A 26,926-nucleotide genomic window follows, 5' to 3' on the forward strand; every position below is an offset into this window, starting at 1 on the left:
ACACCCGAGGACGCGAAGAACAACAAAGGCGTCAGCCGCAAGACCCTGCTGAAGGCGGCGCTGGCCGCCGCGCCACTGCCCGTCGTGCTCGGCGGCGTCGCGTGGGCGCGCGACGACAGGACACCGTCGGGCCAGCCGCTCGCACCCACGCCGTACTGCGACGACGGCGACGACCCGACCCCACCCCAGACGGAAGGCCCCTACTTCAAGCCCAACTCCCCACGCCGCACCTCCCTGCTCGAAGCGGGCACGCAGGGCACCCGGCTGACCCTGACCGGATACGTCTTCGGGCTGGCGTGCCGCCCCATCGCGAACGCGCTGCTCGACTTCTGGCAGGCGGACGTGCGGGGAGCCTACGACAACCGGGGCTACCGCCTGCGGGGACACCAGTTCTCCGACGCCCAGGGCGCGTTCAGCCTCACCACGATCGTCCCGGGCCTCTACCCGGGCCGCACCCGCCACATCCACGTCAAGGTCCAGGCCCCGAACCGGCCCGTCCTCACCACCCAGCTGTACTTCCCCGGTGAGCCGGGCAACAACAACGACCCCATCTTCCACCCCGCACTGGTGATGAACGTGCGCACCGTCGGAGGCGCGAAGGAGGCGAAGTTCGACTTCCTGCTCAACGTCAACCAGCGGACCGACCGCTGATCCAGGCCCCCGGACAGCCGTGCGGCGCTCGTGGTGCGCAGGCGCCGCACGGCAGGCATGGCATGGTGGAAAGGGGGCGGCGACCGGCCCCCTCACCCGTAGTCGGAGGTGTCCCTCATGCTTGACCCGCGTACCCGCCGGGAGCCGCCTCCCCTGTCGTGTGGCCGTTGAGCCCATGCGACTGGCTCTCGTCCTGGACTGCGCCGACCCGGACGCCCTCGCCCCGTTCTGGGCACGGGCCCTGGGCTACCGGGTGCTCCGCGCGCACCCTCCGTACGTCACCGTCGGCGACCCGCACGGCCACGGCCCGGAACTGCTGCTCCAACGCGTCCCCGAGCCGAAGCACGGCAAGAACCGCATGCACCTGGACCTGCGGGTACCCGAGATGGAACCGGAACTGGCGCGGCTGCGAGCGCTGGGCGCCCGTACCCTGCGCGGCCCCTTCGACGACAACGGATGGCTGACGACGGTCATGGCGGACCCGCAGGGCAACGAGTTCTGCGTCCTGGTGCCCGGCGACGACCCCACCGACCCGGCGGGCCCGGGGAGCTGAGCCATCTGTGGGCGACGCGTGTCCTACGGCCGGGCCACGTGGCCCGTAGGCAGCCGTACAGCCGTAGGGATGGATCACGCCGGGCCCTCCGCACCGTCGTCAGTGCGGAGCACGCGGGCGTAGTCAGTGACCACGCGCCGGAACAGGTCGTGTCCCACGTGCCGGCCTGTGTGCCGCAGACACCAGTCCTGGGCGTCCTCCTGGCGTTCCCGGCCACCGGATTCCTGACGGCAGCCAACCGTCATGCAGAAGGCTTCGTACGTCACGGCGGACTCCGGGGCCTGTCGGATGGTGTGCTGGACGTAGGGCATGACACCGCGGCTCATTCCGCGCCCCCGCCCGTCGCGTCGGCCACGTCCGTCAGTGACCGCCTGTACCGGGTGTGCGCGCCCCCGGTCTCATCGAGATGCGAGCGCATCCATGTCTCGCAAGGGTCAGGGGTCAGCCACTCGTCGGAGTCGGCTCCGCAGTCGGTGTCGGCGCTGCCCAAACAGATGGCGCTGTAGAGGAGTTCGGCGCCAGCGGCGCGAGGGATCGTGTGTCCGAGGACGTTCGGGTCGTTCACCGCTCGCTCACCTTCTCGGTGTTGTCGTCCCCGGGCAGCGGAACGTCATCAGCTCGCTGGTCCTCACGCGCGATGAGCGCGGCGAGCTTGGCGTCCGCGGGTTCGGGCGCGGGGGGCCAGGGGGTGGGGCCGTTCACGGCCGTGTCCCCCTCCAAGCCCCGCCCACCTGGGTGTTCGCGACAGGCCCTCAAAATCTTCCGATGACTCACGATTGCGCTCCTCAGTGTCGTTCCTGACTTCAACCACCGTGAAGCCGCCTGGAGTTCACCGCAATAGAATCTGCTTGAGAATCAGCCTCAGCAGAAGAATTGGCACGTGCCAAAGCGCACGTACGGGCTTCCGCTGCGCACGCAAGGAGTGCAAGGCTGAACACAAGGAAGGAACCGGCGCGCACGTGCGTCAGAAGTGAGGGCACATGGCCGCAAGACCGCAGCCGACAGCCAGACGGATCGGGCTCGGGCACGAACTGCGACAGCTACGGAAGGGAGCCGGATACACCATCGCCGAGGCCGTACAGGGGCTGCACGTTGACGAGAGCACGCTGCAACGCGTCGAAACCGGCTGGAAGTCCCTTCGGCAAGCTTCTCAGCTGCGAGAACTTCTGGAGCGCTACGGGATCACTGACGACGAACAAGTATCCCGGCTGATCACGCTCCAGCGGGAAGCGTCCAGCCGGGAATGGTGGACGGGCACTGGAACGACGATGCTCTCAGGCATGCCGCGATTCCTGGGCGTTGAGTCGGCAGCTCGGGAGATCCGGACATTCCACCCCACTGTTGTGCCGGGGCTGCTGCAAACCCAGGCGTATGCGCAGGCGGTTCATGAGCAGCACAAACCGATTGACGAGACCACCACGGAGTTCATTGAGCAGAGCGTGCAGCTGCGCATGAAGCGGCAGGACGCTCTGACGCGCGACGACGACCCGCTCAAGCTCTGGGCGGTCCTGTACGAACCAGCGTTGCGCTACGCCATTGGCAACGCGGGGGTCATGCGCGAGCAGTACGAAGCGCTGGCGGACCTGGCTGGCAAGGACAACGTAACGCTGCAAGTCCTGCCGCAGTCAGCGCGCGGATACGTCGCGTTCCACGACGTCAATATCATGATCTTGGGCGACGGTTTACCAACGACGGTCCAGACAGACACGGCCTGGTTCACCGTCGCGGTCACTGACAAGCCGAGGGAGGTCGGGCGTTTCGGCCGGATGTTTGACGCACTGGCAGCAGGCGCCCTGCCACCACGCGATACACCGAAGATCCTGCATCAACTGTCGAAAGAGATCACAGAATGAACACTAGCCTTGTTCCGGTGCAGGCATTGTCCCTGAACGTGCGCTGGTCGAAGTCGTCCTACTCGAACGGCGGGGGCAACTGCGTGGAGATCGCCAACCTGGCCGCGCGGATCTCTGTCCGTGACAGCAAGGACCCCCACGGCCCCGCCCTGGTCTTCGAGGCGTCGGCCTGGTCCGCATTCGTCGCGGGCGTCAAGCGCGGTGACTTCCCAGTCTGACGGCAACGCCTTACCGAGGGCGCTGGTCCGGCGCAGGCCGGTTCAGCAGGCCGCGTTCGAGGGCCACGACCACCGCGTGCGTGCGGTCGCTGACGTCAAGCTTCGCGAAGACGCGCAGCAGATGTGTCTTGACCGTCGCCTCGGCGATCACCAGCCGTTCGCCGATCCCGGCGTTGGAGAGACCGTCGGCCACCGCGTTCAGCACGTCAAGCTCCCGCGCGGTCAGCGCCACGGGGGCGGGCCGTCGCATCCGGGCGACCAGCCGCTCGGCGACCCTCGGGGCCAAAACGGTCTCGCCCCTGGCCGCCGCGTGGATGGCGTCGACGAGCTGTTCGCGCGTGGTGTCCTTGAGCAGATAGCCGATGGCGCCCGCCTCGACCGCGCGCTCGATCTCCGCGTCGGTGTCGTACGTGGTGAGGATCAGCACCCGGGTCCGTACGCCGCTCGCCACGATCCGCGTGGTGGCGGCCACCCCGTCAAGGACGGGCATCCGCAGGTCGATCAGCGCCACGTCAGGCTCCAGGCGTCCGACGAGTTCGACGGCCGCGCGCCCTTCGCCCGCCTCGCCGACGATCTCGATGGTGGGCTCGGAGGCCAGCAGGGCGACGACCCCGGCGCGCATCACCGTGTGGTCGTCCACGACGATGATGCGGAGTTTCCCCTGCGCGGGCGGCACAGCCGTCATGTCACACCTGACCGTTCGTAGGAATCATGGCGAGGACACGGGTGCCGTCGCCGAGTGAGCTGGTGACGCTGAGCTGACCACCGAGTTCGGCCAGACGTTTGCGCATGCCGTCGAGGCCGAAGCCGTGGGACTCCTCGACCACGAAGCCGCAGCCGTCGTCGGTGATCTCCAGTTCGACGCCGTACGGGTGCTCGGTGAGGACGGCGCCCACCGTGGAAGCGCCCGCGTGCTTGCGCACGTTGGCCAGTGACTCCTGGGTGCAGCGCAGCAGCGCGATCCGGGTCGGCTGGTCGCAGTCGACGTCGGGCAGGTCCGCGCTGACGGCGAGCCCGGTGTCCTCGGCGAACCGGTCCAGCGTCCGCCGCAGGGCCCGGGCGACCGACCCGGGGTCGGCGCCGTGCGGGGCGGAGCCGACCAGGACGCGCGCCTCGGCGAAGTTCTCGCGCGCGGTGTGCTCGATCGAGAGCAACTGCTGCGCGCTCCTGCCGGGATCGGTGCTGATACCTGACCGGGCCGCCTCCGCCAGCACGATGATGGAGGCGAAGCCCTGCGCGAGGGTGTCGTGGATCTCCCGGGCGATCCGCTCGCGCTCCTCCGCCGCACCCTGGCGCTGGTGCGCCTCGGCCAGCCGCAGCCGGGCGCTCTCCAGCTCGGCGCTCAGGCGGCTGGTGCGCGCGTCGCTCTGTTCGACGAGACGGCTCATCCACAGTCCGAGCAGCACACTGGCCGCGTAGCCGACGAGGGTGGCGATGACGTTGCCGGTGAAGAACTCACCGTCCGGGCCCTCCCGCAGGACGTTGCCCGCCACCGTCGCCACGGCGGCGAGGCCGCTGAAGGCGATCGACATGCCCGGCCCCGCCGCGTAGATCCAGAAGTGTGGCAGTGTCACCACGAACATCGCCGCCCCGCCGTTGAGCAGGTAGGACATCGCACCGAGACCGAGCGCGAGCACGCCCAGATAGGCGTGCGGGCGCAGCACCCGGTTCCCGGGGAACATCGCCACCGTCGCGTAGCACAGGGCGAGCACCGACAGCAGCACCAACGACACGGACTTCGTCGCGGCGGATGCGTCCGCCACGGCGACGGCGGGTGGCACCAGACCCAGGAGCACCCAGAAGACCGCGTTCCACCGGTGCGGTACCGGTATCGGGAGCTCGTCGTCGGGCTGCGGCCGTCGTGTCATGCCGGTCAGCCTACTTTTTCCAGCGCCTCGTCAGCGGGGGCGGCGCTCTGCGCACGGCGCATGCCGCGCGACGGCCACCAGGACTTGTCCCCCATCAGCAGCATGAGCGAGGGCAGGATCATGATGCGGATGATGACGGCGTCCAGCAGGACGGCCACCGCCAGGCTGAAGCCCATCTGCTTCATCTCCATGATGTGCAGGAAGACGAAGCTGGCGAACACCGTCACCATCACGAAGGCGGCGCTGGTCACCACGCCCGCCGAGCTGCCGATGCCCTGGAGTACGGCCTCCCGGGTGGGCACACCGCGCAGCGCCGCCTCCCTGATCCGGCTGATCACGAACACCTGGTAGTCCATCGACAGGCCGAAGAGGATCACGAACAGCAGCAGCGGCACCCGGGACCCGATCGAGCCGGTGGAGGTGAAACCGAGCAGCCCCTCGGCCCAGGTGTGCTGGAAGACCAGTACCAGCAGACCGAGTGAGGCCGCCGCCGAGAGCAGGTTCAGCACCACGCCGACCAGACCGAGGGCCACGGAGCGGAACGCCCACACCGTCATCGCGAAGGTCGCCAGCAGCAGCGCCCCGATGATCAGCGGCAGCTTCTGCTTCTGGTGCTCGGGGTAGTCGGCGTAGCGGGCGACGTCTCCGGTCACCGCGATCTGGACGCCGCTCAGCTTGCCGACGGTCGTGGGCACGGAGTCGGCGCGGAGGTCCTTGAGGGAGCCCTGCGCCGCTTCGGTGCTCACATAGTGCGGAACGCGCAGCTCCAGCAGGCTGATCCGGCCGTCCGGTGAGGTGCGCAGGTCCGCCGTGCCGGTGAGCCGCGGGTCGCTCTTCGCGCGCCGGGCCAGCTCGCGCAGCGCTCCGGTCACCTCGTCCGCGCGGTCGGCATCGGCGCGTACGACGACCTGGTGCATGGACTTCAGCTCGGGAAACGCGTGGTTGAGCCGGTCGAAGGTCTGCATGGCGGGGATGCTGCGGGGGTGGGTCTCGCGGCCCATGTCGGTCAGGTTCAGGCCCAGCAGCGGGGAGGCGAGGGCGAGCATGGCGAGCGCGGCGACCACCAGCGTGGCGGCGGGGCGCTTGCTCGTGGGACGCAGCATGGCCGCGGTGATCCGGCCGCCGTCCTTCTTCGGCTGCCTCGGCCGTACGGTCTTGCCGTTCCTGGCCGCGCGGTCGGCCTTGCGTGCCGCCCTGCGCTCCGCCCGCTCACCGAGCTTGGCCAGCAGCGCGGGCAGGATGGTCAGCGAGCTGACGACGGCGACCAGGGTGACGATGATCGCGGCGGTGGCGATCGAGGAGAAGATGACGTCGTCGGCCAGATACAGCGTCGCGCTGGAGACGGCGACGGCGAGCCCGGAGACCACGACGGCCCGGCCCGAGGTGGCCGCGGCCAGTTCCACCAGCGCCTGCGAGCTCAGCTTGCCGTCGGCGCGGGCCCGTTCCTCCCGCTCCCGCTTCAGATAGAAGAGGGTGTAGTCGACGCCGACCGCCAGCCCGATCAGCAGGATGATGCTGGCGCCGATGCCGGCGTCCGGGAAGACGTGCGAGGCGAGCATCGACAGCCCGATGGACGCGGCGATCGAGGAGAGCGCCAGCAGCAGCGGCACGGCGGCCATCGCCGTGGAACGGAAGACGATGAGCAGGGTGATCAGCGTGACCGGCAGCGCGATCATCTCGGTGCGGGCGAGATCGTCGCCCCGCTGTTCGTCGATGCCCTGGCCGATGGAGGGGCCGCCCGTCTCCTCGACCCGCAGGCCGGGGTGGGCGCCTTGCACCTCGGAGGTCTGCGCCCGCAGCGGCTCGACGTGCTTCTTGCCGTCGAGTTCCTCACCCTTGAGCGTCACATCGACCCGGACCGCCGTGCCGTCGGCCGAGCGCACCGGGGCGTCCACGGACCGTACTTCGGGCAGTTTCCGCATCCGGCTGGTGATGTCCTGGGCGGCGGCATCGGACGCGGCCTTGTCCAGGCGGCCCGTGCCGGGTTTGGCGGTGATCAGTACGCGTTCCACGGGCTTTTGCTCCAGGCCGCCCTCGGCAGCCATCGCCTCCGCCCGCCCGGCCTCGCCGATGCGGAAGTCGTCACCGGTGGCGGCGTTGCCGCCGACCGTAAGCCCGGTTCCGAGACACAGAGCGACAAAGAGGAACCAGCCGCCGATCGCGCGCCAAGGGTGTCTGGCGCTCCGCCGGGCCATCCGTACAGGGAAGTTCGTCATGCCGAACATGCTGGTCGCAGCGCTGCCATCGCCGACAGCCTCGGCCGGTTGAACCTCGTGTCCACCGATCGGTGGACACGAGTCGGGGGGCTTCCCCTAGGGAAAGCCCCCCTCCTGCACCGCGTCCCAGCGTGGGACGGTCCGCACCGGCGGCCCGGGAGGGCCTTGTGCCGTGTCCGGCGGATCGTGCTGGGGGCCCTGTTCGTGTGTCGTGGAGTGCGGGTGGGTTCGTGGCTGGTCGCGCAGTTCCCCGCGCCCCTGACGGGGCACGTCCGTGCCCAGCCTCCATGCCGGGGCACGCCTGACCGGCGGAGACCCCCTGACCGTCGGCGGCCCGCGCAGGCCCTAACCGCCGCCCTTGCCGTCCCGTCGCGCGGCCCCCTTGCCGTCCTCTTTGCCGTTCTGCCCGCGCCGCATCACGTAGGCGGGCAGGAACCAGCAGCCCGCGAACCAGATCATCACGCCGGTCACCAGCCAGCTCGCCACATGGTCGTCCAGGGTGACACGCAGGATCAGCAGCAGTGCCGAACCGATCGTGCACAGCAGCAGGATCAGCCCGGCCAGGGTGCAGCGCGCCGCCCAGACGACGGTCTGCGGCTTGACGCCGCGACCGGTGACGAAGCGGTGGATGGAGACCGGCGCGATCAACGCGCCGGTGGCCGCCGCGCCGAACAGCACCGTCACGACGTAGATCATCCGGTTGGTGTCGGAGAGACCCGGGAAGCGGGGCGTGAAGGCGACCGTCAGCAGGAAGGCCAGCAGGATCTGGTTGCCGGTCTGGGCGACCCGCAACTCCTGGAGGAGTTCCGCCCAGCGGCGGTCGGCGCGTTCCTCCTGGGTCTCATCACGCCCGTCGCGCGATGGCCTGGGCTCCGGCCCGCCGGAGCGGTGTGCGCTGAGGTTCATGTCCACGACCAGTCCCGCACCTCCGGCAGGTCCTCGCCGTACGCACGGATGTACGTGTGGTGTTCGTTGCGCTTGTCCTTCATCTGCTGCCGTACGGAGATGGCGGTCAGGGCGAGTCCGGGGACCCGGTCGATGACGTCCATGACCAGGCGGTAGCGGTCCATGTCGTTGCGGACGACCATGTCGAACGGGGTCGTCGTGGTGCCTTCCTCCTTGTAGCCGCGCACATGGAAGTTGTCGTGTCCGGTGCGGCGGTAGGTCATCCGGTGGATCAGCCAGGGGTAGCCGTGGTAGGCGAAGATGACGGGCTTGTCGGTGGTGAACACCGCGTCGAAGCCGGGCCCCGGCAGCCCGTTGGGGTGGTCCTCCGGTGGCAGCAGCCGCATCAGGTCGACGACGTTGACGACGCGGACGGCGAGTTGCGGCAGATACGCGCGCAGCAGCGAGGTGGCCGCCATGACCTCCATGGTGGGGACGTCGCCCGCGGCGGCCAGCACCACGTCGGGCTCCCGGCCGGTGTCGGTCCCCGCCCAGTCCCACACGCTGACGCCCCGGTGCACATGGTTGACGGCGTCCTCGATGGACAGCCAGTCGAAGGCGGGCTGCTTGCCCGCGGCGACGATGTTGATCAGGTCCCGGGTGTCGAGGGTCTGCCCGGCGACCGCGAGCAGCGAGTTGGTGTCCGGCGGCAGGTAGACCCGGATGGTGTGCGGGTCCTTGTTGACCATGTGGTCGATGAACCCGGGGTCCTGGTGGGAGAAACCGTTGTGGTCCTGGCGCCACACATGCGACGTCAGCAGGTAGTTCAGCGAGGCGACGGGCATCCGCCACGGCAGCTCGCGGGAGACCTTCAGCCACTTGGCGTGCTGGTTGGCCATCGACGTCACGATGTGGATGAACGCCTCGTACGAGGAGAACAGGCCGTGCCGCCCGGTCAGCAGATAACCCTCAAGCCAGCCCTGGCAGTTGTGCTCGGACAGCATCTCCAGGACCCGGCCGTCCCGCGACAGGTGCTCATCGACCCCGAGCACCTTCTCCTGCCAGCCCTTGCCGCTGGCCTCGTACACGTCCTGAAGGCGGTTCGACTCGGTCTCGTCCGGGCCGAACACGCGGAAGTCACGGCGCCCTTCCGTGCGCCGCAGTACGTCGCGCAGCAGCCCGCCCAGCGCCCGGGTCGGCTCATGGAGGGTGGTGCCCGGCTTGATGACCTCCACGGCGTAGTTGCGGATGTCGGGCACCGGAAGCGAGCGCAGCAGCCGCCCGCCGTTGGCGTGCGGACTGGAGCCCAGACGCCGGTCGCCCTCGGGTACGTGGCCCAGCAGTCCGGGGCGCGGCCGCCCCGAGTCGTCGAACAGCTCCCCGGGCCCGTACGAACGCAGCCACGCCTCAAGTTGGGCGAGGTGCCCCGGGTTGCTCCGCACCTGGCTCAGCGGCACCTGATGAGCCCGCCAGGTGTCCTCCACGGGCAGCCCGTCCACGATCTTCGGCCCGGTCCAGCCCTTCGGCGTGCGCAGCACGATCATGGGCCAGTGGGGCCGCTCGGCGAGCCCTTCGCCGCGCGCCCTGGCGGCGGTCTGGTACTCGGCGATCCGGTCGAGGCAGCCGTCGAGGGCCGCCGCCAGGGCGCGGTGCACCGCTTCCGGGTTGTCACCGCTGACGTAGACCGGGTCGTGCCCGTAGCCGCGCAGCAGCTGATCCAGCTCGTCCTGCGGAACGCGGGCCAGCACCGTCGGGTTGGCGATCTTGTAGCCGTTGAGGTGCAGGATCGGCAGCACAGCGCCGTCGTGTACGGGGTCGAGGAACTTGTTGCCGTGCCAGCCGGTGGCCAGCGGCCCCGTCTCGGCCTCGCCGTCGCCGACGATCGCCGCGACGACCAGGTCCGGATTGTCGAAGGCGGCACCGTACGCGTGGCTCAGTGCGTACCCCAGCTCACCGCCCTCGTGGATGGAGCCCGGCGTCTCGGGCGCCACATGGCTGGGAACGCCGCCCGGGAAGGAGAACTGGCGGAACAGCCGGGCCATGCCGTCGGCGTCGCGTGTGACATCCCGGTACACCTCGGAGTAGGTGCCGTCCAGCCAGCAGCAGGCCACCGTGGCCGGGCCGCCGTGCCCCGGTCCCGTGATGTGGATGGCGTTCAGACCACGCGCGGAGATGACCCGGTTCAGATGCGCGTAGATCAGATTGAGCCCCGGGCTCGTACCCCAGTGGCCCAGCACGCGTGGCTTGATGTGCTCGGCGCGCAGGGGCTCGGTCAGCAGCGGGTTGTCCATGAGGTAGATCTGGCCGACCGCGAGGTAGTTCGCTGCCCGCCAGTACAGGTCCACCGTGGCGAGGTCGTGATCGGACAGCTGAGCCGGAGGGGCTGTGGCCATGCCGCGTGCCTTTCTGCTCTCGGACGCCGGACTGTTCCCGAATACCCAGCGTCGCGCCGATATGCCCCTCGCGCGAGAGGGACCGGCGCCCTCCCCCCGCGGGCCGGGCCCGGCCCGGCGCCCGGCCGGGCCGGGCGGTCCCCGCGGGCCCGGCGCCCGGCCGGGTGGCTGAAGGACGCGTTGCGGGGTACGCGGACGGCCTGCATGGTCGAGGACGGGACCACGGCCTTATCGGACGCCAAGGGAGGCACCTCATGCCCATCGCCACCGTGAATCCGGCGAACGGCGAGACTCTGAAGACCTTCGACCCCCTCACCGACGACGCCGTGGGGGTCTGCCTCGAACGTGCGACCACCGCCTTCGACACCTACCGCACCACCTCCTTCGCCTATCGCGCCGAGCGCCTGCGCAAGGCGGCTGACCTGCTGGAAGAAAACCAGGAAGATGCCGCGCGGACCATCACCACCGAGATGGGCAAGCCGCTGGCCGCCGCCCGCGCCGAGGTGGCGAAGTGCGCGAAGGCGATGCGCTGGTACGCCGCGAACGCGGAGCGACTGCTCGCCGACGAACAGCCCGCGCCCGACGACGTCGCCGACTCCGGCGCGGCCCGCGCGTTCGTGCGCTACCGGCCCCTGGGCCCCGTGCTCGCGGTGATGCCGTGGAACTTCCCCGTCTGGCAGGTCGTACGGTTCGCCGCCCCCGCCCTGATGGCGGGCAACGTGGGCCTCCTCAAGCACGCCTCCAACGTGCCGCAGACCGCCCTGTTCCTGGAAGACCTGTTCCGCAGGGCGGGCTTCCCCGAGGGGGCCTTCCAGACCCTGCTCGTCGGCTCCGGTGCCATCGAGGGCATCCTGCGCGACCCCCGGGTGGCCGCCGCGACCCTCACCGGCAGCGAGCCCGCAGGGCGGTCGGTCGCCTCCATCGCCGGTGACGAGGTCAAGAAGACCGTGCTCGAACTCGGCGGCAGCGACCCGTACGTCGTGCTGCCCTCCGCCGACATCGCCCGCGCGGCGAAGACCGCGGTCACCGCCCGGGTGCAGAACACCGGCCAGTCCTGCATCGCGGCCAAGCGCTTCATCGTGCACACCGACGTCTACGACGAGTTCACCGACGCCTTCGTCGAGGGCATGCGCGCGCTGCGCGTCGGCGACCCGGCAGCGGAGGGCACGGACGTCGGCCCGCTCTCCAGCGAAGCGGGCCGCGGACAACTGGAGGAACTGGTCGACGACGCCATCCAGCACGGCGCCACCGCCCTGTGCGGCGGCAAACGACCAGCCGGGCTGGACGCGGGGTGGTACTACGAGCCGACGGTGCTGGCCCACATCAGCGCGGACATGCGCATCCACCGCGAAGAGGCGTTCGGCCCGGTCGCCTCCCTGTACCGGGTCGCCGACCTGGACGAGGCGGTCCACGTCGCCAACGACACCTCGTTCGGTCTCAGCTCCAACGCGTGGACGCGCGACGAGACGGAGCAGGAGCGGCTCATCCGCGACCTCGCGGCCGGTGGTGTCTTCTTCAACGGTATGACGGCCTCCCACCCGGGCTTGCCCTTCGGCGGCGTCAAGCGCTCCGGCTACGGCCGCGAACTGGCAGGCCACGGCATCCGCGAGTTCTGCAACGCGACCACGGTCTGGTACGGCCCCCCGAACGGCTGACCGCCCGTCGGGGCCTCGCGTACTCCAGCCCGTCCGGAGCCCGTCCGGCGTTTGAGGAGTTCGCGGACAGTCGTACGAGTCGTACGAGGACGTGGGGGCCTGGGCGCTGCCCAGGCCCCGTGCGCGCCGCGGGCTCGTGGTCTCAGTCCGCGCGGGCTCAGTCCGCGTGCGGCTCCCGTACCAGCACCCGTACGGTCCGCAATCCCTCATCCGCCGCGTCCGGCACCCGCATGCCTGCCTCGACCCCGGTCACCAGATAGCGCAGCACCGACTCGGTGAGCCGTTCCCCCGGCAGCGCCGCCGGGACGCCCGGCGGATACGGGGTGAGCATCTCGGCGGCGATCCGCCCCCGCGCCTGCTCCACCGGTACATCCTCCACCGTGCCGAAGTACGCGTCCCGGGGCAGACAGCCCTGCTCAAGCCGCAGCTCACCCGGCGAGGGCACCTCGACGCGGGGCGCGTCCCGCAGTTCACCCGCGTGCTTCGACAGCTCGCGCAGCGCGTCGAGCAGGGGCCGCGTCGTCTCCTCGGAGTCGGCGTGCGTGAGCTGGGTACTGATGCGCCGGTGGTCGGCCAGGTGGACGTCGATGTGGTGCCGCTCGCGCAGCCACCGCGCCGCCCGGTATCCGGTGGTGCCCGTCTCCTCGATGTCGATGATCACCGGTAGCGGGTCGAGGTCGGCGGCTCGCCCCGGTCCGACGAAGTCGGCGCGGTCGTTGACATGCATCCCGTCCAGCGTCTCGATCTCCGCCCGCGTCCGGTGCGCGAGGTCCAGCGCCGCGCCCAGCAACTCCTCGCCGTGCAGCGCCATCTGGCGCCGCCAGCCGTCGAGCCCGGCGTAGATGAGGACGGACGGGCTCGTGGTGCCGAGCAGGTCGGCGCGCGAGGCCAGGACGGCATGATCGATGAGGTCGCCGCCGTGGTGGAAGACGGACCCCTGCTCCAGGCCGCTGCCCATCTTGTGGATGCTGGTGACACAGATATCGGCCCCGGCGTCCATCGCCCAGGACGGCAGATCCGGATGGAAGGGCAGATGGGCGCCCCACGCCTCGTCCACGATCAGCGGGCGCCCACGGCGGTGACACACCGTGGCGATACCGGCGAGATCGGCGCAGGCCCCGTAAGGGGTCGGACTGGTCACCAGGGCGCCGCGCGCGTCGGGGTGTTCCGCGAACGCCGCCTCGAACGACGCGGCGGACGGGCCGTGCGCCAGGTGCCGCTGCTCGTCCCACTGCGGCTCCACCCAGACCGGCCGCACCCCTGACAGGATCAGCCCGGCCACGACCGACTTGTGCGCGTCCCGTCCGACCAGCAGCTTCTGGTGCGGACCGGCCACCGTGAGCATCGCGGCCTTGACGGACAGGGAGCTGCCGCACGTGGAGAAGAAGGTGTGCCGGGCGTGCACCGCCTCCGCCATCAGTTGCTCGGCGCGCAGCAGCACCTGCTCGGACTCCTGGTGGTCGTCGAGACCGCCGATGGCCAGCACGTCCGACGCGAACACGGCGTCGCCGAGCACCCGGCGGACGAGCGGGTCGGCGCCCCTGGCCTGCTTGTGGCCCGGTGGTGAGAAGGACAGCTCGCCGTGTTCGTGATAGCGGGCCAAGGCGTCCAGGACCGGTGCCCTGGTCTGGTCCATCCGCTGCTCGCGCCCGGTCCGCCGGGTTTGCTTCGTGGCGCCTGCCGCGTCATCCGTCTGGTTGCTCATGCGGGACGGGTTCCCAGCCGGCGCGTCTGAATACCGGTTCCGCACGGGTGAACACGGCCACTCGGCCCTGGCCGACGTCCCGTTGCGGACAGCTGCTCGGGTGTGGTGCCCGGGCGGGCGGCTCAAGCAGACCGGCGCCGTATCTTCAGGGTGTTGTTCGTGCGGGTGGCGGGCTGTCCGTCGGGGCCGGTCAGGTGGTGCTCGTGGGTGTCGCTGACGAGCGTGTCCCACTGTCCGGCCGTCAGGCTGAGGGAGGCCAGAACCTCCTGGGGGGTGGGGAAATGCACGTCGGGGTGCGGGCCGGTCTCCCCGGAGGGGAAGTCCGCGTGGCCGGCGATCAGGAGGATGCCGCCCGGTGCGACGGCCGCGGCGGCGTTCCGCAGGATCTGCTCGCGCGGCATGTTGAGGAGGGAATGCAGGAACTGGGCGGAGACCAGGTCGAAGGAACCGGCCGGGAAGGACGCCGCGAGGTCGTGGTGCCGCCAGTCGATCCGGTCGGCGACCTGAGCCTCGGCCGCGTGCTCGGCCGCTCGGTCCAGGGCGACGCGGGAGACGTCGGTGGCGGTGACGCGCCAACCCCGCCGCGCGAGCCACACAGCGTCGCCCCCTTCCCCGCAGCCCAGGTCCAGGGCGCTGCCAGGCGCCAGACCACCGGCCTCGCGGACCAGGATGGCATTGGGCTCGCCGCTCCATATCCGGCCGCTCTGCTCATAGCGCTCGTCCCAGAACTCTGCGGCCGAGGCGGTGCCGGTGTCGGTGTTCGTGTCGGTGTCGGTGTCGGTGTCGGTGTTGGTGTCGGTGTTCGTGTCGGTGTTCGTGTTCGTGTTCGTGTCAGCCACGGTCGTCGTGCCTCTCGTCATGCAGGGTGCGGATGGCTGGGAGCAGTGCCCAGGGCGGCGCTCACCGAGCGCGGGCTCGTGTGCCGTTCCCCTTCCGGAGAGAGCCAGCGAGGTGTTCGCATACGCGCACTGCCTCCGCTTCGCGGCAACCCTCCGCGCACCCGCCGCACCTTGACAAAGATATTTGCTACCATGGCAAATAAGGAGATGACCGCTGACGACCTCACGCATGTGCTGACCGCCGTCGGACCGCGACTGCGGGCCCTGCGGAAAACGCGGGGCTCCACCTTGGCCCAGCTCAGCGACGAGACCGGGATCTCCCTGAGTACGCTCTCCCGCCTGGAAGCCGGACAGCGCGAGCCGACCCTGAAACTCCTGCTGCCGCTGGCCAAGGCGTACGGTGTGCCGCTCGACGAACTGGTCGGCGCGCCCCAGACCGGTGATCCGCGCATCCACCCGCGGCCGTTCACCCGCTTCGGCCACACCTGGGTACCCCTGACCCGGCACCTCGGCGGCCTGCACGCCTACAAACAGATCCTCCCCGTCGCCAAGACCGGCCGGCCCACCACGCGGCCCGAGCAGAACACGCACGAAGGATACGAGTGGCTCTACATCCTCTCCGGCCGCCTGCTCCTCGCTCTGGGCGAGCGCGACCTCGTCCTCACCGCCGGTGAGGCCGCCGAGTTCGACACCCGTACGCCGCACGGATTCGCCAACGCCGGAGACCATCCCGTCGAGTTCCTCGCCCTGTACGGGGCTCAGGGCGAGCGCATGCACGTGCGCGTACGGCCCGCCGCCGGGTGAATCGCACCGCGGCCGCTGGTGGGGCCCGTGGTCCGGATCGCGGCCGACGAGGTCGGCCAGGACCGGGGCGGCATACCCATTCGGGGAGTGCGTAGCGTCGCGAACGCAAGGAGCAACGATCGTTTCCTGGTCAACTACCGCGACAAACGGAACATCCAGGACAGTCGCCATTCGGCCGATTTCCCGTGTCGAGGGTTCGCATACCGGGCGTTCGGTCTGGCGGCAATTGCCGCTTGACCTGAAGGGTCTAGACCACTGGCGTCGCAGGTCACCTCGGCGGCGGGGGTGTTCGGCGAGGTGGGAAGGGTGGCGGGAGAGTCGCCCTTCGCCATGGTGAACGCGCGTCACACCCGCGCGAAACCTGACAAGTTCCGGCACCCTACCGGCCCGTTCGTTCCCGGGATGCGACCGACATGCCGCACTATGTGGTGGGCGATCGAGAGGTACCCCACATACCTCTTGCTTCGTGACATGATCACGTCCGCGGCCCGCGGAATCGCCGGAGGCGTGCGATCAGGGAAGGGGAGCCCTGATCTGCCCGCCGGAACCGCATCCCGCATATCCATTATCCGCTCAGCCCTGCCGCGCCCCGGCATGTCTGTGCGGCTCGTAGTCAGGTCGGCGCCAGTGCAGGGCGTCGGCTTCCCTTGGGGGGGAACTCATCATGGGTCAGGTGACCCGACTGGCCGCCGCATGCGCGGCTGCCGCTTTGCTGGTTGGTGGCTTGCCGGCGATGGCGGCCGGCGCGCCCGCTGACGTACTGCCGAGAATCGACCTGCGGGTCCTGGTCGTGGACGACGGAGGTCCCGCCACCGCCGCCATCAACGCCGAACTCGACAGCGCGGGCACTCCGCGTACGACGCTCAAGCTCAGTGACAGCGGGCGGCCCCGCGTCGACGCCGCGTTCCTGAGCGACACCGTGGACGGCAGGCCGCGCGCCAAGTACCAGGCGGTGGTGCTGCCGAACGACAACCCGTTCGGCGCCGGATCAGCGGAGATGACGGCGCTCGCCGCGTACGAGAAGCGCTTCGGCATCCGGCAGGTGGACGCGTACACCTACGCCAGGCCGGACGTCGGGCTGAACTACCCGCAGAACCCCGGGTACACGGGGACGCTGGACGGGCGCACCGCGCGCGTGACCGCAGCAGGAACGGCCGGGCCCTTCGGCTACCTCGACGGCGACGTACTGTTCGAGGACAACGACCCGGCCGTCACCGAGAGCTACGGCTACCTGGCGGTTCCCCTCGCGGAGCAGGCGGACGGCGCGAAGTTCACCAGCTACGTCGACGCGCCGCTCGCGGGCAGTGCGGCCCGGGGTTCCCTCGTAGGCGAGTACGCGCATGACGGCCGTCGCGAACTGGTCGTCACCTTCGTCTACAACCAGCACCAGCGGCAGTACCGGCTGCTGGCGCGCGGCATCGTCGTGTGGATGACCCAGGGTGTCCATCTCGGCGCCGACCGGAACTACTACGCGGTCCACGTGGACGACGTCTTCGGCGCCGACGACCGCTGGGACACCGAGCTGAACTGCACACCCGGCGATGTGGACTGCGCGTCGGACAGCGCACCCGAGCCTGACCCGATCCGGATGACCGCCGAGGACGCCGAGTACGCACGGAGCTGGTCCACCTCGCGCGGGTTCACCCTCGACATGGCGTACAACGGCGGCGGGAGCGAGGCCCACAGGGAAGAGAACGCCGGCTCCGACCCGCTCGCTGAGCGGCTCCTGGCCGACCAGGCCGGCTTCCGCTGGATCAACCACACGTACAACCACCTCTACCTCGGCTGCCAGCAGGACGTCACCGTCGTGCCGTGGAAGTGCTCCACCGACCTCTTGGGCCGGGTGCGGTGGGTGAGCCGTTGGACCATCGGCGCGCAGATCAGGGACAACCTGGACTGGGCCGCCCGGCAGGGACTGGGCGTCGACCGTTATGAGCTGGTGACGGGCGAGCACTCCGGGCTCGCGACGCTTCCGCAGCAGCCGCAGGACAACCCCGAGCTGGCCCCCGCCCTCAGCCAGACCGGCGTCACCTGGCTCGGCAGCGACACCTCACGCGAAGCACAGCAGCGCACCGTCGGCCCCGCGCTGACCGTGCCCCGCTACCCGATCAACATCTTCTACAACGCCGGCCGCACCGCCGAGCAGGTCGACGAGTACAACTGGATCTACGCCAAGAAGGCGGACGGGGGCAGCGGGACGTGTGAGAGTGCCGCCAACACCACCTGTCTGAAGGCCCCGCTGGACACGGCCACGGGCTTCGCGTCGTACATCGTCCCGCTGGAGGCCAGGATCGGGCTCTCCCACGCGCTGTCGAACGACCCCCGCCCGCACTTCATCCACCAGTCGAACCTCGCCGAGGACCGCATCGCCTACCCGGCGCTCGACCGCGTCCTCAGCGACTACGCCGCCCTCTACGCCGACAACACGCCCCTGGTCAACTCCCGCATGCGGGACATCGGGACGGAGCTGCGGCAGCGGGCGGCATGGAAGCGGGCGCTGAACGGCGGCGGCGTCAGCGGCTACCGGATCGGCGGCACCGTCACCGTCACCGCCCCGGTGGGAACGGACATCACCGCGACGCTGCCACCTGGCAGCCAGCAGACCCGCAGTGACGGCAGTACGCCCTTCGGCAGCCCCTACGCCGGACTGCGCGCCGGCTGGGCCGCTCCCGGCAGTGGACAGAGCCAGGTCACGCTGACCCTGACCGACGCGGGAACGCCGGCCGACCCGGGCGCCCCGGCGCCCACCACACCCGTCGCCGCACCGGCCAGGAAGCTCCCGGTCCCCGCCGGGGTCCGGCACCCGGTGCCCTACGGACCCGCCGATACGCGGCACTAGCCGCAGGCCGCCGAACCCGGTCCGACCGGGCGGCACGCGTCGGCAGGGGCAGGACGCCGCGGCCCCCAGCCCGGCCCGTACCCCCGCTCGGTCCAGGCCCGGTCCCGACGAGGCCGGTCAGGCCGGCCACCGGTCGGCGCCCGGTGGCGCGCTCAGGCGGCGCCCCGCTCGGCGCCCGCCGGGGCGCACCACCGGCCCGGCAAGCACCCGCCACCCCGCGCCCGGCGAAGGGCGCGGGCGCGACGCCGCACGCCCGCGCCGGGCGTGAGCCCCGCGGCACCCGTACGCGGCGCCGCGAACACCGCACGCCCGAACACCGCACCGCTCTCCCTCCGGCCCTTCGCACCGAGGTCCTCCCCAGGACCGGTCAGGCGCGTACGGCCGACCCCGCGCCGGGCCGCTCCCCGGCACGGACGGAGGGCACCGCATCGTCCCCTTGGGAGCACGAACGACCATGCACGGACCGCACGACGAACCGCCGTCACCGAGCACCTCGGTGACCTTGCTCACCGAAGGCACGTATCCGCACAGCCATGGCGGAGTCAGCGTGTGGTGCGACCAGTTGGTCAGCGGAATGCCCGACGTCGACTTCCACGTCATGGCGGTGACCGCCACCGGCAGGGAACCGCTGGCCTGGCAGCCGCCCCACAACGTGCGCGGCGTCACCAACCTGCCGCTGTGGGGGCCGCCCGCCGACCGGCCCGCCCCTCGTGGCCGGGAACTGCGCCGCTTCCTCGCCGACTACGAGGAGTTCCTCACCGCCCTGATCGACCCCGGCCAGGAGCGCGCCTTCCCCGACGCCCTGTACCGCCTCGCCGACCACGGGGGCCAGGGCACGCTGTCGGCGGCGCTGTCCACGGAAGGCGCGGCGCGCACCCTCGCCGGGTTGTGGAACCAGCCCCGGTTCGGCACCGCCGCCGCCCGCCCCACCCTGCACGACGCCCTGGCCGCCACCGACCTGCTGGAGCACGCGCTGCGGCCGCTGGCCGGGCAGCCGCCGCTCGGCGCGGTGACGCACGCGGTCAGCGGCGGGCTCGCCGCGCTGCCCGGGCTCGTCGCCCACCAGCGGTACGGCACCCCGTTCCTGCTGACCGAGCACGGCGTGTACCTGCGCGAGCGCTACCTCGGCTTCCGCACCGAGCCGTACCGGTGGCCGGTCAAGGCGCTCATGCTCGGCTTCTTCCGGCTGCTGGCCCAGGAGAGCTACCGCCGCGCCGCGCTCGTCACCCCGGGCAACCGTTACAACCGGCGCTGGGAAGAGCGCGGCGGTACTCCGCCGGAACGAATACGCACCGTCTACAACGGCGTCGACCCCGCCGCCTTCCCACCCGCGGGGCCCGAGCCCGCCACGCCGACGCTCAGCTGGGCGGGGCGCGTCGACCCGATCAAGGACCTGGAGACCCTCATCCGTTCCTTCGCCACCGTACGAGGCGAACTGCCCGACGCGCGCCTGCGGTTGTTCGGCGGCACGCCGCGCGGTGCCGAGTCCTACCGCGAAGGCTGCGAACGGCTCGCCGCCGAACTCGGCGTCGCCGACGCCGTCACCTTCGAGGGCCGCGTCGATGACATCAGGGACGCGTACGCGGCGGGAAACGTCGTCATGCTCTCCAGCGTCAGCGAAGGCTTTCCCTTCACGCTGATCGAGGCCATGTCCTGCGGGCGCGCCACGGTCTCCACCGACGTCGGCGGCGTGCGCGAAGCGGTCGGTGACACGGGACTCGTCGTCCCGCCCCGCGACCCGGAACGCATGGCACGCGCCGCCTTGCGGCTGCTGAGCGACCCCGGACAGCGGGCGCGCATGGGCGAAGGCGCACGGCTGCGGGTCATCGACCAGTTCACACTCCGCCAGACGATCAGCACCTTCCGCGAGATCTACCACGGACTGGCCGATCGCGGTATGGAGCGGACCCAGCCCGCGCGCGCCTCGCGGACCCCGGGCACCCCGGGCACCCCGGGCACCGTACGGCCCTCATGGGCCCAGCCGATCGCTGTCGGAGGTACCCGATGAGCGGCCCGTTACGGCTGGTTCCCGGCACGGCGGCCGAACCGCCGCGCTCCGGTCCCTGCTGGGCCCCGCCCGGGAGCGCGCCCGCGCAGCGGGCCCCCGAACGCCCCACCGGGGCGCCGCACGCCGTGCCGTCATGGGCGTCGGACCCGCTCGACGAGCTCGCCGACCGGCTCGCCGACATGTGCGCCGCCGCCGTCCACCCCGATGAGATAGCCGCCTTCCTTGAGGCCGACGGTCTGACGGGGGAGCAGATCACCGAGCGCTACGGACGGCCCGACGTCTTCGCCCTCGCCACGGAGCTCTACGGCCGCGTCCCGCGCGGCTTCCCAGAACCGCCCGAGCGCCCCGACCCCTGGCGGGTAGCCCCCGGCCGGTCCCTGCTGCGCGGGCTGATCTTCACCCTGCCGGGCCTCGGCTACGTCCTCTGCACGCCCTTCCTCAACGGCCCGCCGGGGACCCTGGGACTGCCCGCGGGGACGGGCGCGCTGGCCGCTGCCGCGCTGGTCGGCTGGGCCTGGAACCAGGCACTCGCCCACCGTGCCTACCGCTGGCTGGCCATCGGCGGCGACAGCGCCGCCGCCGCGTGCCTGCGGTTCGGCGGCCCGCTCAGCGCGCTGCTCGCCTTCCTGGCCGCCCTCACGCTGCCCGGACCCGGCGCGGCCATCGCCTTCGCCGCCGGTCAGTCGGTCTATCTGTCGGCGGCCACCGCGCTGCTCGTCCTCGGTCGCGAACGGGACCTGCTGTGCACACTGCTGCCGACAGCGCTGGGCGCCGTCGCCCTGCTCTGGGCCGACCTGCCCTCGGTGCTCCGCGTCGCACTGCCGCTGGCGACCGTCGTCGCCGCCGCGCTCGCCGCGGCGCGCGTCATCGTGCGGACCATGGCAGCGGCGGCGGAAGCGGCCGGGAAGGAGACGGCCGGGACGGAGGCGGCCGGGAAGGAAGCGGAGCGGCGGCAGGCACCGGCCGGACCGCCGCTGGTCTCCTCCGTGCCGTACGGGCTGTTCGGCCTGGGGTGCGCGGTCCTCACCTCGGTCGCGGTCCTCGGCGACGTCCTGCGGTACGGGGCAGGGGCGGCGCTGACAGGACCCTCGGTCATCGCCCTCACGCTCAGCATGGGCGCGGCCGAGTGGCTGCTGTACCGGTGCCGCGGCCTGGCGCTCGCCGCTCTGTGCCGCAGCACGACAGCCACCGGCCTTGTGCTGCGCGCGCTCTGGGTCCTCGTCCGGTGCCTGACCGGCTACCTCGCCGTGCTGGGCGTCCTCGTCTGGGCCACGGCCGAGCTGTGGCCGCACGGGCCAGAACTGGGCGTGGGGCGGCTGCTGTCCATCCTGGCGCTCGGCGCGGTGATGTGGACCGGCCTGCTGCTGCAAGCCTTCGGTACCGCCTGGGTACCCGCCCTGGCCTGCGTCGCGGCGGCCGCGGTGGAGACCGTCCCCCTCGCGCTCGACACCTGGGCACCGCTCCACGTCCAGCTGGCGGCCTGCGGCGGCACGGCCGTCGTGCTGGTCGTCGCGGCGACCGCCCTGCTGGGCCGCATCACGACCCACCGCTGAACCCCACGCACCACGCGCCCCCACGCGCGACGTAACGACGCGTCCCCCAGCGCGCGCCAAGGCAGCGCACCCCCATGCGCGCTCCGAGGCGGCTGCCCCTGCGTACCACCACGCACCACGCACCCGCACCAGGCACCGCGTCCGGTAGGTACGAACACCGTCCGCACGTACCGGCACCGCACAACGGCACCGCGCCACCAGCGAACGAACCAGCGAACGAACCAGTGATCCACCACGAGAATCGGAGCACCAGCATGTCCCCGTCCCCGTCCCCGTCCCCGTCCGCAGCCACCCCCGCGTCCGTCCCGGCCTCCGTGTCCACCGCCACGACCGCGCCCACCGAGACCGCCACCCCCGGCCCCGCGCCCGCTGCCGGGCCCGTCGCCGTCACCGGAGCCGAAGGCTTCATCGGCTCCCACCTGGTGGAGGCGCTGGTGGAGGCGGGCCACCCGGTTCGGGCGATGGTGCAGTACAACTCCTTCTCGTCCTTCGGCTGGCTGGAGACACTGCCGAAGGACGTGCTCGACCACGTCGAGGTCATCCTCGGCGACGTCCGCGACCCCGGCTCCGTCAACGGCCTGGTCACCGGGGTCGAGGCGGTCTACCACCTGGCCGCGCTGATCGCGATCCCGTACTCCTACCGCGCCCCGCACAGCTATGTGGAGACCAACGTCACCGGCACCCTCAACGTGCTGGAAGCGGTGCGCCACCTCGGCATCCCGCGCATGGTGCACACCTCCACCAGCGAGACGTACGGCACCGCGCAGACCGTGCCGATCAGCGAGGACCACCCGATCAACACCCAGTCGCCGTACGCCGCTTCCAAGGCGGGCGGCGACCGGCTCGCCGACAGCTACCACGCCAGCTTCGAGACCCCCGTGGTCACGCTGCGTCCCTTCAACACCTTCGGACCCCGCCAGTCCATGCGGGCGGTGATTCCCACCGTGATCGGGCAGCTCGCCGCCGGACAGTGCACGATCACCCTCGGCGACTTGCGGCCCACCCGTGACTTCAGCTACGTCAAGGACACCGCCGCCGCCTTCCTCACCGTCGGCACCGCCCCGGCCGACAGCGTCGTCGGCCGCACCTTCAACGCGGGCACCGGCGGTGAGATCTCCATCGGCGAACTGGTCACCCTCATCGGCAAGCTGATGGACCGCGACATCGACGTGCGGGAGGACGCGCAGCGCATCCGGCCCGCGGACTCCGAGGTCATGCGGCTGGTCTGCGACGCGTCCCGGCTGCGGGCGGCCACCGGCTGGGCCCCCGCCCACTCCCTCGAAGAGGGCCTCGGACACACCATCGACTTCTTCCGGGACCCGGCGAACCTCGCCCGCTACAAGACCGACATCTACCACGTCTGACGTCCCGTCAACTCCGCTCACGAACTCCGCTAGCCGACTCCGCTCGCCAATCCTGTTCGTCAACTCTCCGCCCCGTGCGGGCTATCCGCCGTCCACGAGCTAGCTCCGAGAGAGAGGACCCCTCATGCACGTCGTCATCCTGGCCGGAGGCAAAGGCGTCCGCCTGCGCCCCTACACGACCGCCCTGCCCAAGCCCCTGGTGCCCATCGGCGACCAGCACGCGATCCTTGAGATCGTGATGCGCCAACTCGCCAACGCCGGCTTCACCAGCTGCACCCTGGCCATCGGCCACCTCGGGCACATCATCCGGGCCTATGTCGGCAACGGCTCCCAGTGGGGGATACGCGTCGGCTACAGCACCGAGGACAGCCCCCTGGGCACCATGGGCCCGCTGCTGACCATGCTCGACCGGCTGCCCGAGAACTTCCTCGTCATGAACGGCGACATCCTCACCGACCTCGACTTCGGGGCGGTGCTGCGCAGCCACACGGAAGCCCAAGCGCCACTGACCATCGCCACCTACGCCCGCAAGGTCAACATCGACTTCGGGGTGCTGACCACCGACGCCGGCCGGGTCGTCGGCTTCGCGGAGAAGCCGAGCATGGACTACCGCGTCTCCATGGGTGTCTACGGCGTCTCCCGTGACACGCTGAACCCGTACGCCCCCGGTCTGCCGCTCGGCTTCGACGAGCTGGTCCTCGACCTGCTCAAGACCGAAACGCCGCCGCACGCCTACGATTTCGACGGGTACTGGCTCGACATCGGACGGCCCGACGACTACGACCGGGCCAACGCCGAGTTCTCCGCCCGGCGCGGCGTCCTCATCAAGGGAGCGTGAGCGGCCGTCATGCGCATTCTCGTCCTGGGTGCCACCGGCTTCCTCGGTGCGCACGCCGTCGAGCATCTGCGCGCCCTGCCCGGCGCGCGGGTGTTCACCGGCAGTCGCTCATCCGGTACCGACGTGCACGTCGACCTCGCCACCATCGGCGCGGAACACCTCGCTGAGACCCTGCGAGAGCTGCGCCCCGACGCAGTCGTCAACTGCGCGGGAGCGGTCGGCGGGGGAGCGCTCGCCCTCGCCGGGGCCAACGCCCGCGGTCCCGCCGCACTGTGCGCCGCGCTCCAGGAGGCCGCTCCTGCGGCGCGCCTGGTCCACATCGGATCGGCCGCCGAGTACGGCGCCTGCCCGTCGAGCCTGGCACTCACCGAGGCCGGGCCGACCTGCCCGGTCAGCCTGTACGGAGCCACCAAGCTCGCCGGGACCATCGCCGTCACCGGTTCCGGGCTCGACACGGTGGTGCTGCGGGTGTTCAACCCCGTGGGGCCCGGCGCGCCCACGACCGGCCTGCCCGGCCGGCTCGCCGCACTGCTGTCGCGGGCCGGGCGCCATGGCACGGTGCGCGTCGGCGACCTGTCCGCCTACCGCGACTTCGTCGACGCCCGCGACGTGGCACGGGCCATCACCCTCGCCACCGTCGCCGCGGCGCCGCTGCCCCCGGTGCTCAACGTCGGCAGCGGCCTCGCCAAGCCCGTCAGGGCCGTGGCGACCGGGCTCGCGCGGGCCGCCGGGTTCCTCGGCCGGATCGACGAGAGCGGCGACGGCTCCGAGCGCTCGGCGGACGTCTCCCGGCAGCGAGCCGACATCACGGTCACCACCCGCGCCCTGGACTGGCGGCCACGGCGCTCCCTCACGGACTCACTGGCCGACCTGTGGAACGCCACGCCCACACCCGTAGGGGAATTCCGGCCGTGACCTCAGGCACGGGGCGTGAGGGGCGCCTGCTGGTCCCGTTGTACGTCCACCCCGCGGTGGACCCGGCGGCCTGGCGGGCGCTCCTCACGCACGCCCGAAGCCTGTACGCGGTGGTGCTCAACGCCGCCGACGGGCCGGGCGACAGGCCCGACCCCGCCTTCCGTACGGTGGCGGGCGCGCTGCGCGACGCGGGTGTGCCGGTGCTCGGCTACGTCGACACCGGCTACGGGCACCGGCCGTCGCGGGCGGTGCTCGCCGACGTCCGCAGGCACCGCCGCTGGTACGGCGTGGACGGCGTCTTCTTCGACCAGGTCGCCGACCACGCCGCCCTGGTGCCCCGTTACCGCCGGCTGGTGTCGGCGGCGCGGCTGCTGGGCGCGCGCACCGCCGTACTGAACCACGGCACGCATCCCGACCCGGCGTACGCCCGGATCGCCGATCTGCTCGTCACCTTCGAGGGCAGCTGGGACACCTACCAGCGGGCCGAGACGCCCCCGTGGACAGCGGGCCACGATCCGAGGCGCCTGTGCCACCTGGTGTACGCGGTGCCAGACGGGGAGCACGAGCGCGTGGGTCGTACAGCGTACGATCATGGTGCGGCGGTGTACTGCGCCGTGCCGGGGAAGGGGAGCAATCCATGGCGGTATCCACCGCTGTCAGGGGACACCACAGTGGGGGAGGGCCGGTGATGGCACGTCGCGTCGGGGCGGTACTGCTGGCGGCGGCGCTGCTCGCCGTAGCGGGATGCGCGGGCGAGAAGGACACGCCGGACGACCCGCGCCCGAGCGAGCGGCCGGACAAGCCCGCCGCCAAGTACTGGCAGCCGAAGCCGGGTACGGACTGGCAGTGGCAGCTCGACGGCCCGGCCAACATCAGCGTGGACGCGCCGGTCTACGACATCGACGGTTTCGAGAACGACGCGCGGACCGTGGACAAGCTGCACGCCAAGGGCCGGAAGGTGATCTGCTACATCAACGCGGGCGCCTGGGAGGACTGGCGCCCCGACGCGGACGCCTTCCCGAAGTCCGTGCGCGGCGAGGGCAACGGCTGGGACGGCGAACGCTGGCTGGACATCCGCGAGCTGGACACCCTGCGCCCGCTGATGGCCAAGCGGATGGACATGTGCCGGGAGAAGGGCTTCGACGCCGTCGAGCCCGACCTGATGGACGGTTATCGCAACCGCACCGGTTTCCCGCTCACCGGCGCCCACCAGATCGCCTACAACCGCATGCTCTCCACTCTCGCCCACCAGCGGGGGCTGGCCGTCGGGCTCAAGAACGACCTCGACCAGATCCCGGAGCTTGTGCCTCACTTCGACTTCGCGGTCAACGAGGAGTGCGCGGAGTTCGGTGAGTGCGGGAAGCTGACGCCGTTCATCAAGGCGGACAAGGCCGTCTTCCACGTCGAGTACAAACTGCCCGTGGCGAAGTTCTGCCCCACGGCCAAGCGGCTGGGCCTCAGTTCGATGCGCAAGCGACTGGACCTCGACGTGTGGCGCCGCCCCTGCTGACGGCCGTGCCGGGCGGCGGCGTCAGCCCCGCCCGCGCGCGCCCGCGAGGCCCGGCCGCCGACATCACGGCCGCCTGTAACTAGTTCAGCCCCCTTGCCCGCGCGCGCCCGCGAGGGTGACGGCGGCCTCGACTACGCGCTCCTCGGGTCAGCCCCACCCGCGCGCCCGCGCGCCAACCGGGTGGCTCGCCGCCGCCCGCGCCGCCATCAGCCCCGCGCTCTACGCGCTGGGCCGCGGTGAGCCGGCCGGTCCTAGCGAT

23 protein-coding genes and 1 pseudogene are annotated in these 26,926 nt (G+C 71.2%); 14 read left to right on the forward strand and 10 right to left on the reverse strand.

Annotation, left to right across the window (positions count from 1 at the left end; genetic code table 11):
* Positions 1-45: 45 nt before the first annotated feature.
* Positions 46-636: pseudogene (locus tag AC5P1B_RS27780) on the forward strand (dioxygenase family protein); the annotation flags it as partial.
* A 190-nt stretch (positions 637-826) separates the two neighbouring features.
* Entirely contained in the window at positions 827-1,204 is a 378-nt protein-coding gene (locus AC5P1B_RS27785; RefSeq protein WP_493890562.1) for a VOC family protein, read from the forward strand.
* Positions 1,205-1,278: 74 nt separating this feature from the next.
* Here AC5P1B_RS27785 and AC5P1B_RS27790 read toward each other — a convergent pair whose 3' ends face one another.
* The 3 genes from AC5P1B_RS27790 to AC5P1B_RS27800 are packed head-to-tail and all read right to left on the reverse strand — an operon-like array spanning position 1,279 to position 1,906.
* On the reverse strand, positions 1,279-1,515 hold the full coding sequence (locus AC5P1B_RS27790) for a DUF7848 domain-containing protein (protein WP_493890563.1): 237 nt from the start codon (positions 1,513-1,515) through the stop codon (positions 1,279-1,281).
* A gap of 11 nt (positions 1,516-1,526) precedes the next feature.
* The gene (locus tag AC5P1B_RS27795; protein ID WP_493890564.1) at positions 1,527-1,769 is read right to left on the reverse strand and encodes a DUF7848 domain-containing protein; all 243 of its coding nucleotides are present in this window, start codon (positions 1,767-1,769) and stop codon (positions 1,527-1,529) included.
* A complete protein-coding gene (locus AC5P1B_RS27800; RefSeq protein WP_493890565.1) occupies positions 1,766-1,906 on the reverse strand; it encodes a hypothetical protein in 141 nt (46 codons plus the stop codon). Before AC5P1B_RS27800 ends, AC5P1B_RS27795 begins: the two co-directional genes overlap by 4 nt.
* A gap of 278 nt (positions 1,907-2,184) precedes the next feature.
* Between AC5P1B_RS27800 and AC5P1B_RS27805 the strand changes: the two genes are divergently transcribed.
* Together AC5P1B_RS27805 and AC5P1B_RS27810 are read left to right on the forward strand one after the other, a co-directional pair.
* On the forward strand, positions 2,185-3,057 hold the full coding sequence (locus tag AC5P1B_RS27805; protein WP_493890567.1) for a helix-turn-helix domain-containing protein: 873 nt from the start codon (positions 2,185-2,187) through the stop codon (positions 3,055-3,057).
* Positions 3,054-3,275, forward strand: a complete 222-nt coding sequence (locus AC5P1B_RS27810; RefSeq protein WP_493890568.1) for a DUF397 domain-containing protein — start codon at positions 3,054-3,056, stop codon at positions 3,273-3,275. The genes AC5P1B_RS27805 and AC5P1B_RS27810 overlap by 4 nt, the downstream gene beginning before the upstream one ends.
* 10 nt (positions 3,276-3,285) lie before the next feature.
* Here AC5P1B_RS27810 and AC5P1B_RS27815 read toward each other — a convergent pair whose 3' ends face one another.
* The 5 genes from AC5P1B_RS27815 to AC5P1B_RS27835 form a co-directional block, all read right to left on the reverse strand.
* The gene (locus AC5P1B_RS27815; protein ID WP_493890569.1) at positions 3,286-3,960 is read right to left on the reverse strand and encodes a response regulator; all 675 of its coding nucleotides are present in this window, start codon (positions 3,958-3,960) and stop codon (positions 3,286-3,288) included.
* A gap of 1 nt (position 3,961) precedes the next feature.
* Positions 3,962-5,143: a sensor histidine kinase gene (locus AC5P1B_RS27820; RefSeq protein WP_493890570.1), complete on the reverse strand. Its 1,182-nt coding sequence runs from the start codon at positions 5,141-5,143 to the stop codon at positions 3,962-3,964.
* A 5-nt stretch (positions 5,144-5,148) separates the two neighbouring features.
* Positions 5,149-7,359 carry an MMPL family transporter gene (locus tag AC5P1B_RS27825; RefSeq protein ID WP_493890573.1) on the reverse strand — a complete coding sequence of 737 codons (2,211 nt, stop codon included), beginning with the start codon at positions 7,357-7,359 and terminating at the stop codon, positions 5,149-5,151.
* Positions 7,360-7,704: 345 nt separating this feature from the next.
* Positions 7,705-8,265: a DUF6328 family protein gene (locus AC5P1B_RS27830; protein ID WP_493890647.1), complete on the reverse strand. Its 561-nt coding sequence runs from the start codon at positions 8,263-8,265 to the stop codon at positions 7,705-7,707.
* On the reverse strand, positions 8,262-10,637 hold the full coding sequence (locus AC5P1B_RS27835; RefSeq protein ID WP_493890574.1) for a phosphoketolase family protein: 2,376 nt from the start codon (positions 10,635-10,637) through the stop codon (positions 8,262-8,264). Before AC5P1B_RS27835 ends, AC5P1B_RS27830 begins: the two co-directional genes overlap by 4 nt.
* A gap of 254 nt (positions 10,638-10,891) precedes the next feature.
* On the opposite strand from AC5P1B_RS27835, the gene AC5P1B_RS27840 reads away from it, so the two are divergent.
* Complete coding sequence (locus AC5P1B_RS27840; RefSeq protein ID WP_493890575.1) at positions 10,892-12,292, forward strand: NADP-dependent succinic semialdehyde dehydrogenase; 1,401 nt, start codon at positions 10,892-10,894, stop codon at positions 12,290-12,292.
* A 157-nt stretch (positions 12,293-12,449) separates the two neighbouring features.
* Here AC5P1B_RS27840 and AC5P1B_RS27845 read toward each other — a convergent pair whose 3' ends face one another.
* Together AC5P1B_RS27845 and AC5P1B_RS27850 are read right to left on the reverse strand one after the other, a co-directional pair.
* Positions 12,450-13,928 (reverse strand): aminotransferase class I/II-fold pyridoxal phosphate-dependent enzyme, encoded by a 1,479-nt coding sequence (locus AC5P1B_RS27845; protein WP_493890648.1) that lies wholly within the window; start codon positions 13,926-13,928, stop codon positions 12,450-12,452.
* A 191-nt stretch (positions 13,929-14,119) separates the two neighbouring features.
* Positions 14,120-14,836, reverse strand: a complete 717-nt coding sequence (locus tag AC5P1B_RS27850; protein ID WP_493890576.1) for a class I SAM-dependent methyltransferase — start codon at positions 14,834-14,836, stop codon at positions 14,120-14,122.
* Between the two features lie 207 nt (positions 14,837-15,043).
* On the opposite strand from AC5P1B_RS27850, the gene AC5P1B_RS27855 reads away from it, so the two are divergent.
* From AC5P1B_RS27855 to AC5P1B_RS27895, 9 genes are all read left to right on the forward strand, one after another.
* Positions 15,044-15,640 (forward strand): helix-turn-helix domain-containing protein, encoded by a 597-nt coding sequence (locus AC5P1B_RS27855; RefSeq protein WP_493890650.1) that lies wholly within the window; start codon positions 15,044-15,046, stop codon positions 15,638-15,640.
* A gap of 664 nt (positions 15,641-16,304) precedes the next feature.
* A complete protein-coding gene (locus tag AC5P1B_RS27860; RefSeq protein WP_493890578.1) occupies positions 16,305-18,479 on the forward strand; it encodes a hypothetical protein in 2,175 nt (724 codons plus the stop codon).
* A 454-nt stretch (positions 18,480-18,933) separates the two neighbouring features.
* Positions 18,934-20,487, forward strand: coding sequence for a GT4 family glycosyltransferase PelF (pelF, locus tag AC5P1B_RS27865; RefSeq protein WP_493890579.1), 1,554 nt, complete (start codon positions 18,934-18,936; stop codon positions 20,485-20,487).
* Entirely contained in the window at positions 20,484-22,040 is a 1,557-nt protein-coding gene (locus tag AC5P1B_RS27870) for a hypothetical protein (protein WP_493890580.1), read from the forward strand. Before pelF ends, AC5P1B_RS27870 begins: the two co-directional genes overlap by 4 nt.
* A gap of 254 nt (positions 22,041-22,294) precedes the next feature.
* On the forward strand, positions 22,295-23,404 hold the full coding sequence (locus tag AC5P1B_RS27875) for an SDR family NAD(P)-dependent oxidoreductase (RefSeq protein WP_493890582.1): 1,110 nt from the start codon (positions 22,295-22,297) through the stop codon (positions 23,402-23,404).
* Between the two features lie 124 nt (positions 23,405-23,528).
* Positions 23,529-24,242 (forward strand): nucleotidyltransferase family protein, encoded by a 714-nt coding sequence (locus tag AC5P1B_RS27880; RefSeq protein WP_493890583.1) that lies wholly within the window; start codon positions 23,529-23,531, stop codon positions 24,240-24,242.
* A gap of 9 nt (positions 24,243-24,251) precedes the next feature.
* Positions 24,252-25,157: an NAD-dependent epimerase/dehydratase family protein gene (locus AC5P1B_RS27885; RefSeq protein WP_493890584.1), complete on the forward strand. Its 906-nt coding sequence runs from the start codon at positions 24,252-24,254 to the stop codon at positions 25,155-25,157.
* The gene (locus AC5P1B_RS27890; RefSeq protein WP_493890585.1) at positions 25,154-25,846 is read left to right on the forward strand and encodes a spherulation-specific family 4 protein; all 693 of its coding nucleotides are present in this window, start codon (positions 25,154-25,156) and stop codon (positions 25,844-25,846) included. The genes AC5P1B_RS27885 and AC5P1B_RS27890 overlap by 4 nt, the downstream gene beginning before the upstream one ends.
* A complete protein-coding gene (locus tag AC5P1B_RS27895) occupies positions 25,846-26,667 on the forward strand; it encodes an endo alpha-1,4 polygalactosaminidase (protein ID WP_493890587.1) in 822 nt (273 codons plus the stop codon). The genes AC5P1B_RS27890 and AC5P1B_RS27895 overlap by 1 nt, the downstream gene beginning before the upstream one ends.
* The last annotated feature ends 259 nt before the right edge of the window (positions 26,668-26,926 follow it).

The organism is Streptomyces sp. A01 (assembly GCF_059026195.1).

Excerpts from the sequence above, each read along its gene's own strand:
- AC5P1B_RS27830 (WP_493890647.1), bottom strand. The coding sequence starts at position 8,265 with ATGAACCTCAGCGCACACCGCTCCGGCGGGCCGGAGCCCAGGCCATCG.
- AC5P1B_RS27825 (WP_493890573.1), bottom strand. The coding sequence starts at position 7,359 with ATGACGAACTTCCCTGTACGGATGGCCCGGCGGAGCGCCAGACACCCT.
- AC5P1B_RS27815 (WP_493890569.1), bottom strand. The coding sequence starts at position 3,960 with ATGACGGCTGTGCCGCCCGCGCAGGGGAAACTCCGCATCATCGTCGTG.
- AC5P1B_RS27790 (WP_493890563.1), bottom strand. The coding sequence starts at position 1,515 with ATGCCCTACGTCCAGCACACCATCCGACAGGCCCCGGAGTCCGCCGTG.
- AC5P1B_RS27835 (WP_493890574.1), bottom strand. The coding sequence starts at position 10,637 with ATGGCCACAGCCCCTCCGGCTCAGCTGTCCGATCACGACCTCGCCACG.
- AC5P1B_RS27895 (WP_493890587.1), top strand. The coding sequence starts at position 25,846 with ATGGCACGTCGCGTCGGGGCGGTACTGCTGGCGGCGGCGCTGCTCGCC.
- AC5P1B_RS27785 (WP_493890562.1), top strand. The coding sequence starts at position 827 with ATGCGACTGGCTCTCGTCCTGGACTGCGCCGACCCGGACGCCCTCGCC.
- AC5P1B_RS27845 (WP_493890648.1), bottom strand. The coding sequence starts at position 13,928 with ATGGACCAGACCAGGGCACCGGTCCTGGACGCCTTGGCCCGCTATCAC.
- AC5P1B_RS27875 (WP_493890582.1), top strand. The coding sequence starts at position 22,295 with ATGTCCCCGTCCCCGTCCCCGTCCCCGTCCGCAGCCACCCCCGCGTCC.
- AC5P1B_RS27820 (WP_493890570.1), bottom strand. The coding sequence starts at position 5,143 with ATGACACGACGGCCGCAGCCCGACGACGAGCTCCCGATACCGGTACCG.
- AC5P1B_RS27805 (WP_493890567.1), top strand. The coding sequence starts at position 2,185 with ATGGCCGCAAGACCGCAGCCGACAGCCAGACGGATCGGGCTCGGGCAC.
- AC5P1B_RS27855 (WP_493890650.1), top strand. The coding sequence starts at position 15,044 with ATGACCGCTGACGACCTCACGCATGTGCTGACCGCCGTCGGACCGCGA.
- pelF (WP_493890579.1), top strand. The coding sequence starts at position 18,934 with ATGCACGGACCGCACGACGAACCGCCGTCACCGAGCACCTCGGTGACC.
- AC5P1B_RS27810 (WP_493890568.1), top strand. The coding sequence starts at position 3,054 with ATGAACACTAGCCTTGTTCCGGTGCAGGCATTGTCCCTGAACGTGCGC.
- AC5P1B_RS27885 (WP_493890584.1), top strand. The coding sequence starts at position 24,252 with ATGCGCATTCTCGTCCTGGGTGCCACCGGCTTCCTCGGTGCGCACGCC.
- AC5P1B_RS27870 (WP_493890580.1), top strand. The coding sequence starts at position 20,484 with ATGAGCGGCCCGTTACGGCTGGTTCCCGGCACGGCGGCCGAACCGCCG.
- AC5P1B_RS27860 (WP_493890578.1), top strand. The coding sequence starts at position 16,305 with ATGGGTCAGGTGACCCGACTGGCCGCCGCATGCGCGGCTGCCGCTTTG.
- AC5P1B_RS27880 (WP_493890583.1), top strand. The coding sequence starts at position 23,529 with ATGCACGTCGTCATCCTGGCCGGAGGCAAAGGCGTCCGCCTGCGCCCC.
- AC5P1B_RS27840 (WP_493890575.1), top strand. The coding sequence starts at position 10,892 with ATGCCCATCGCCACCGTGAATCCGGCGAACGGCGAGACTCTGAAGACC.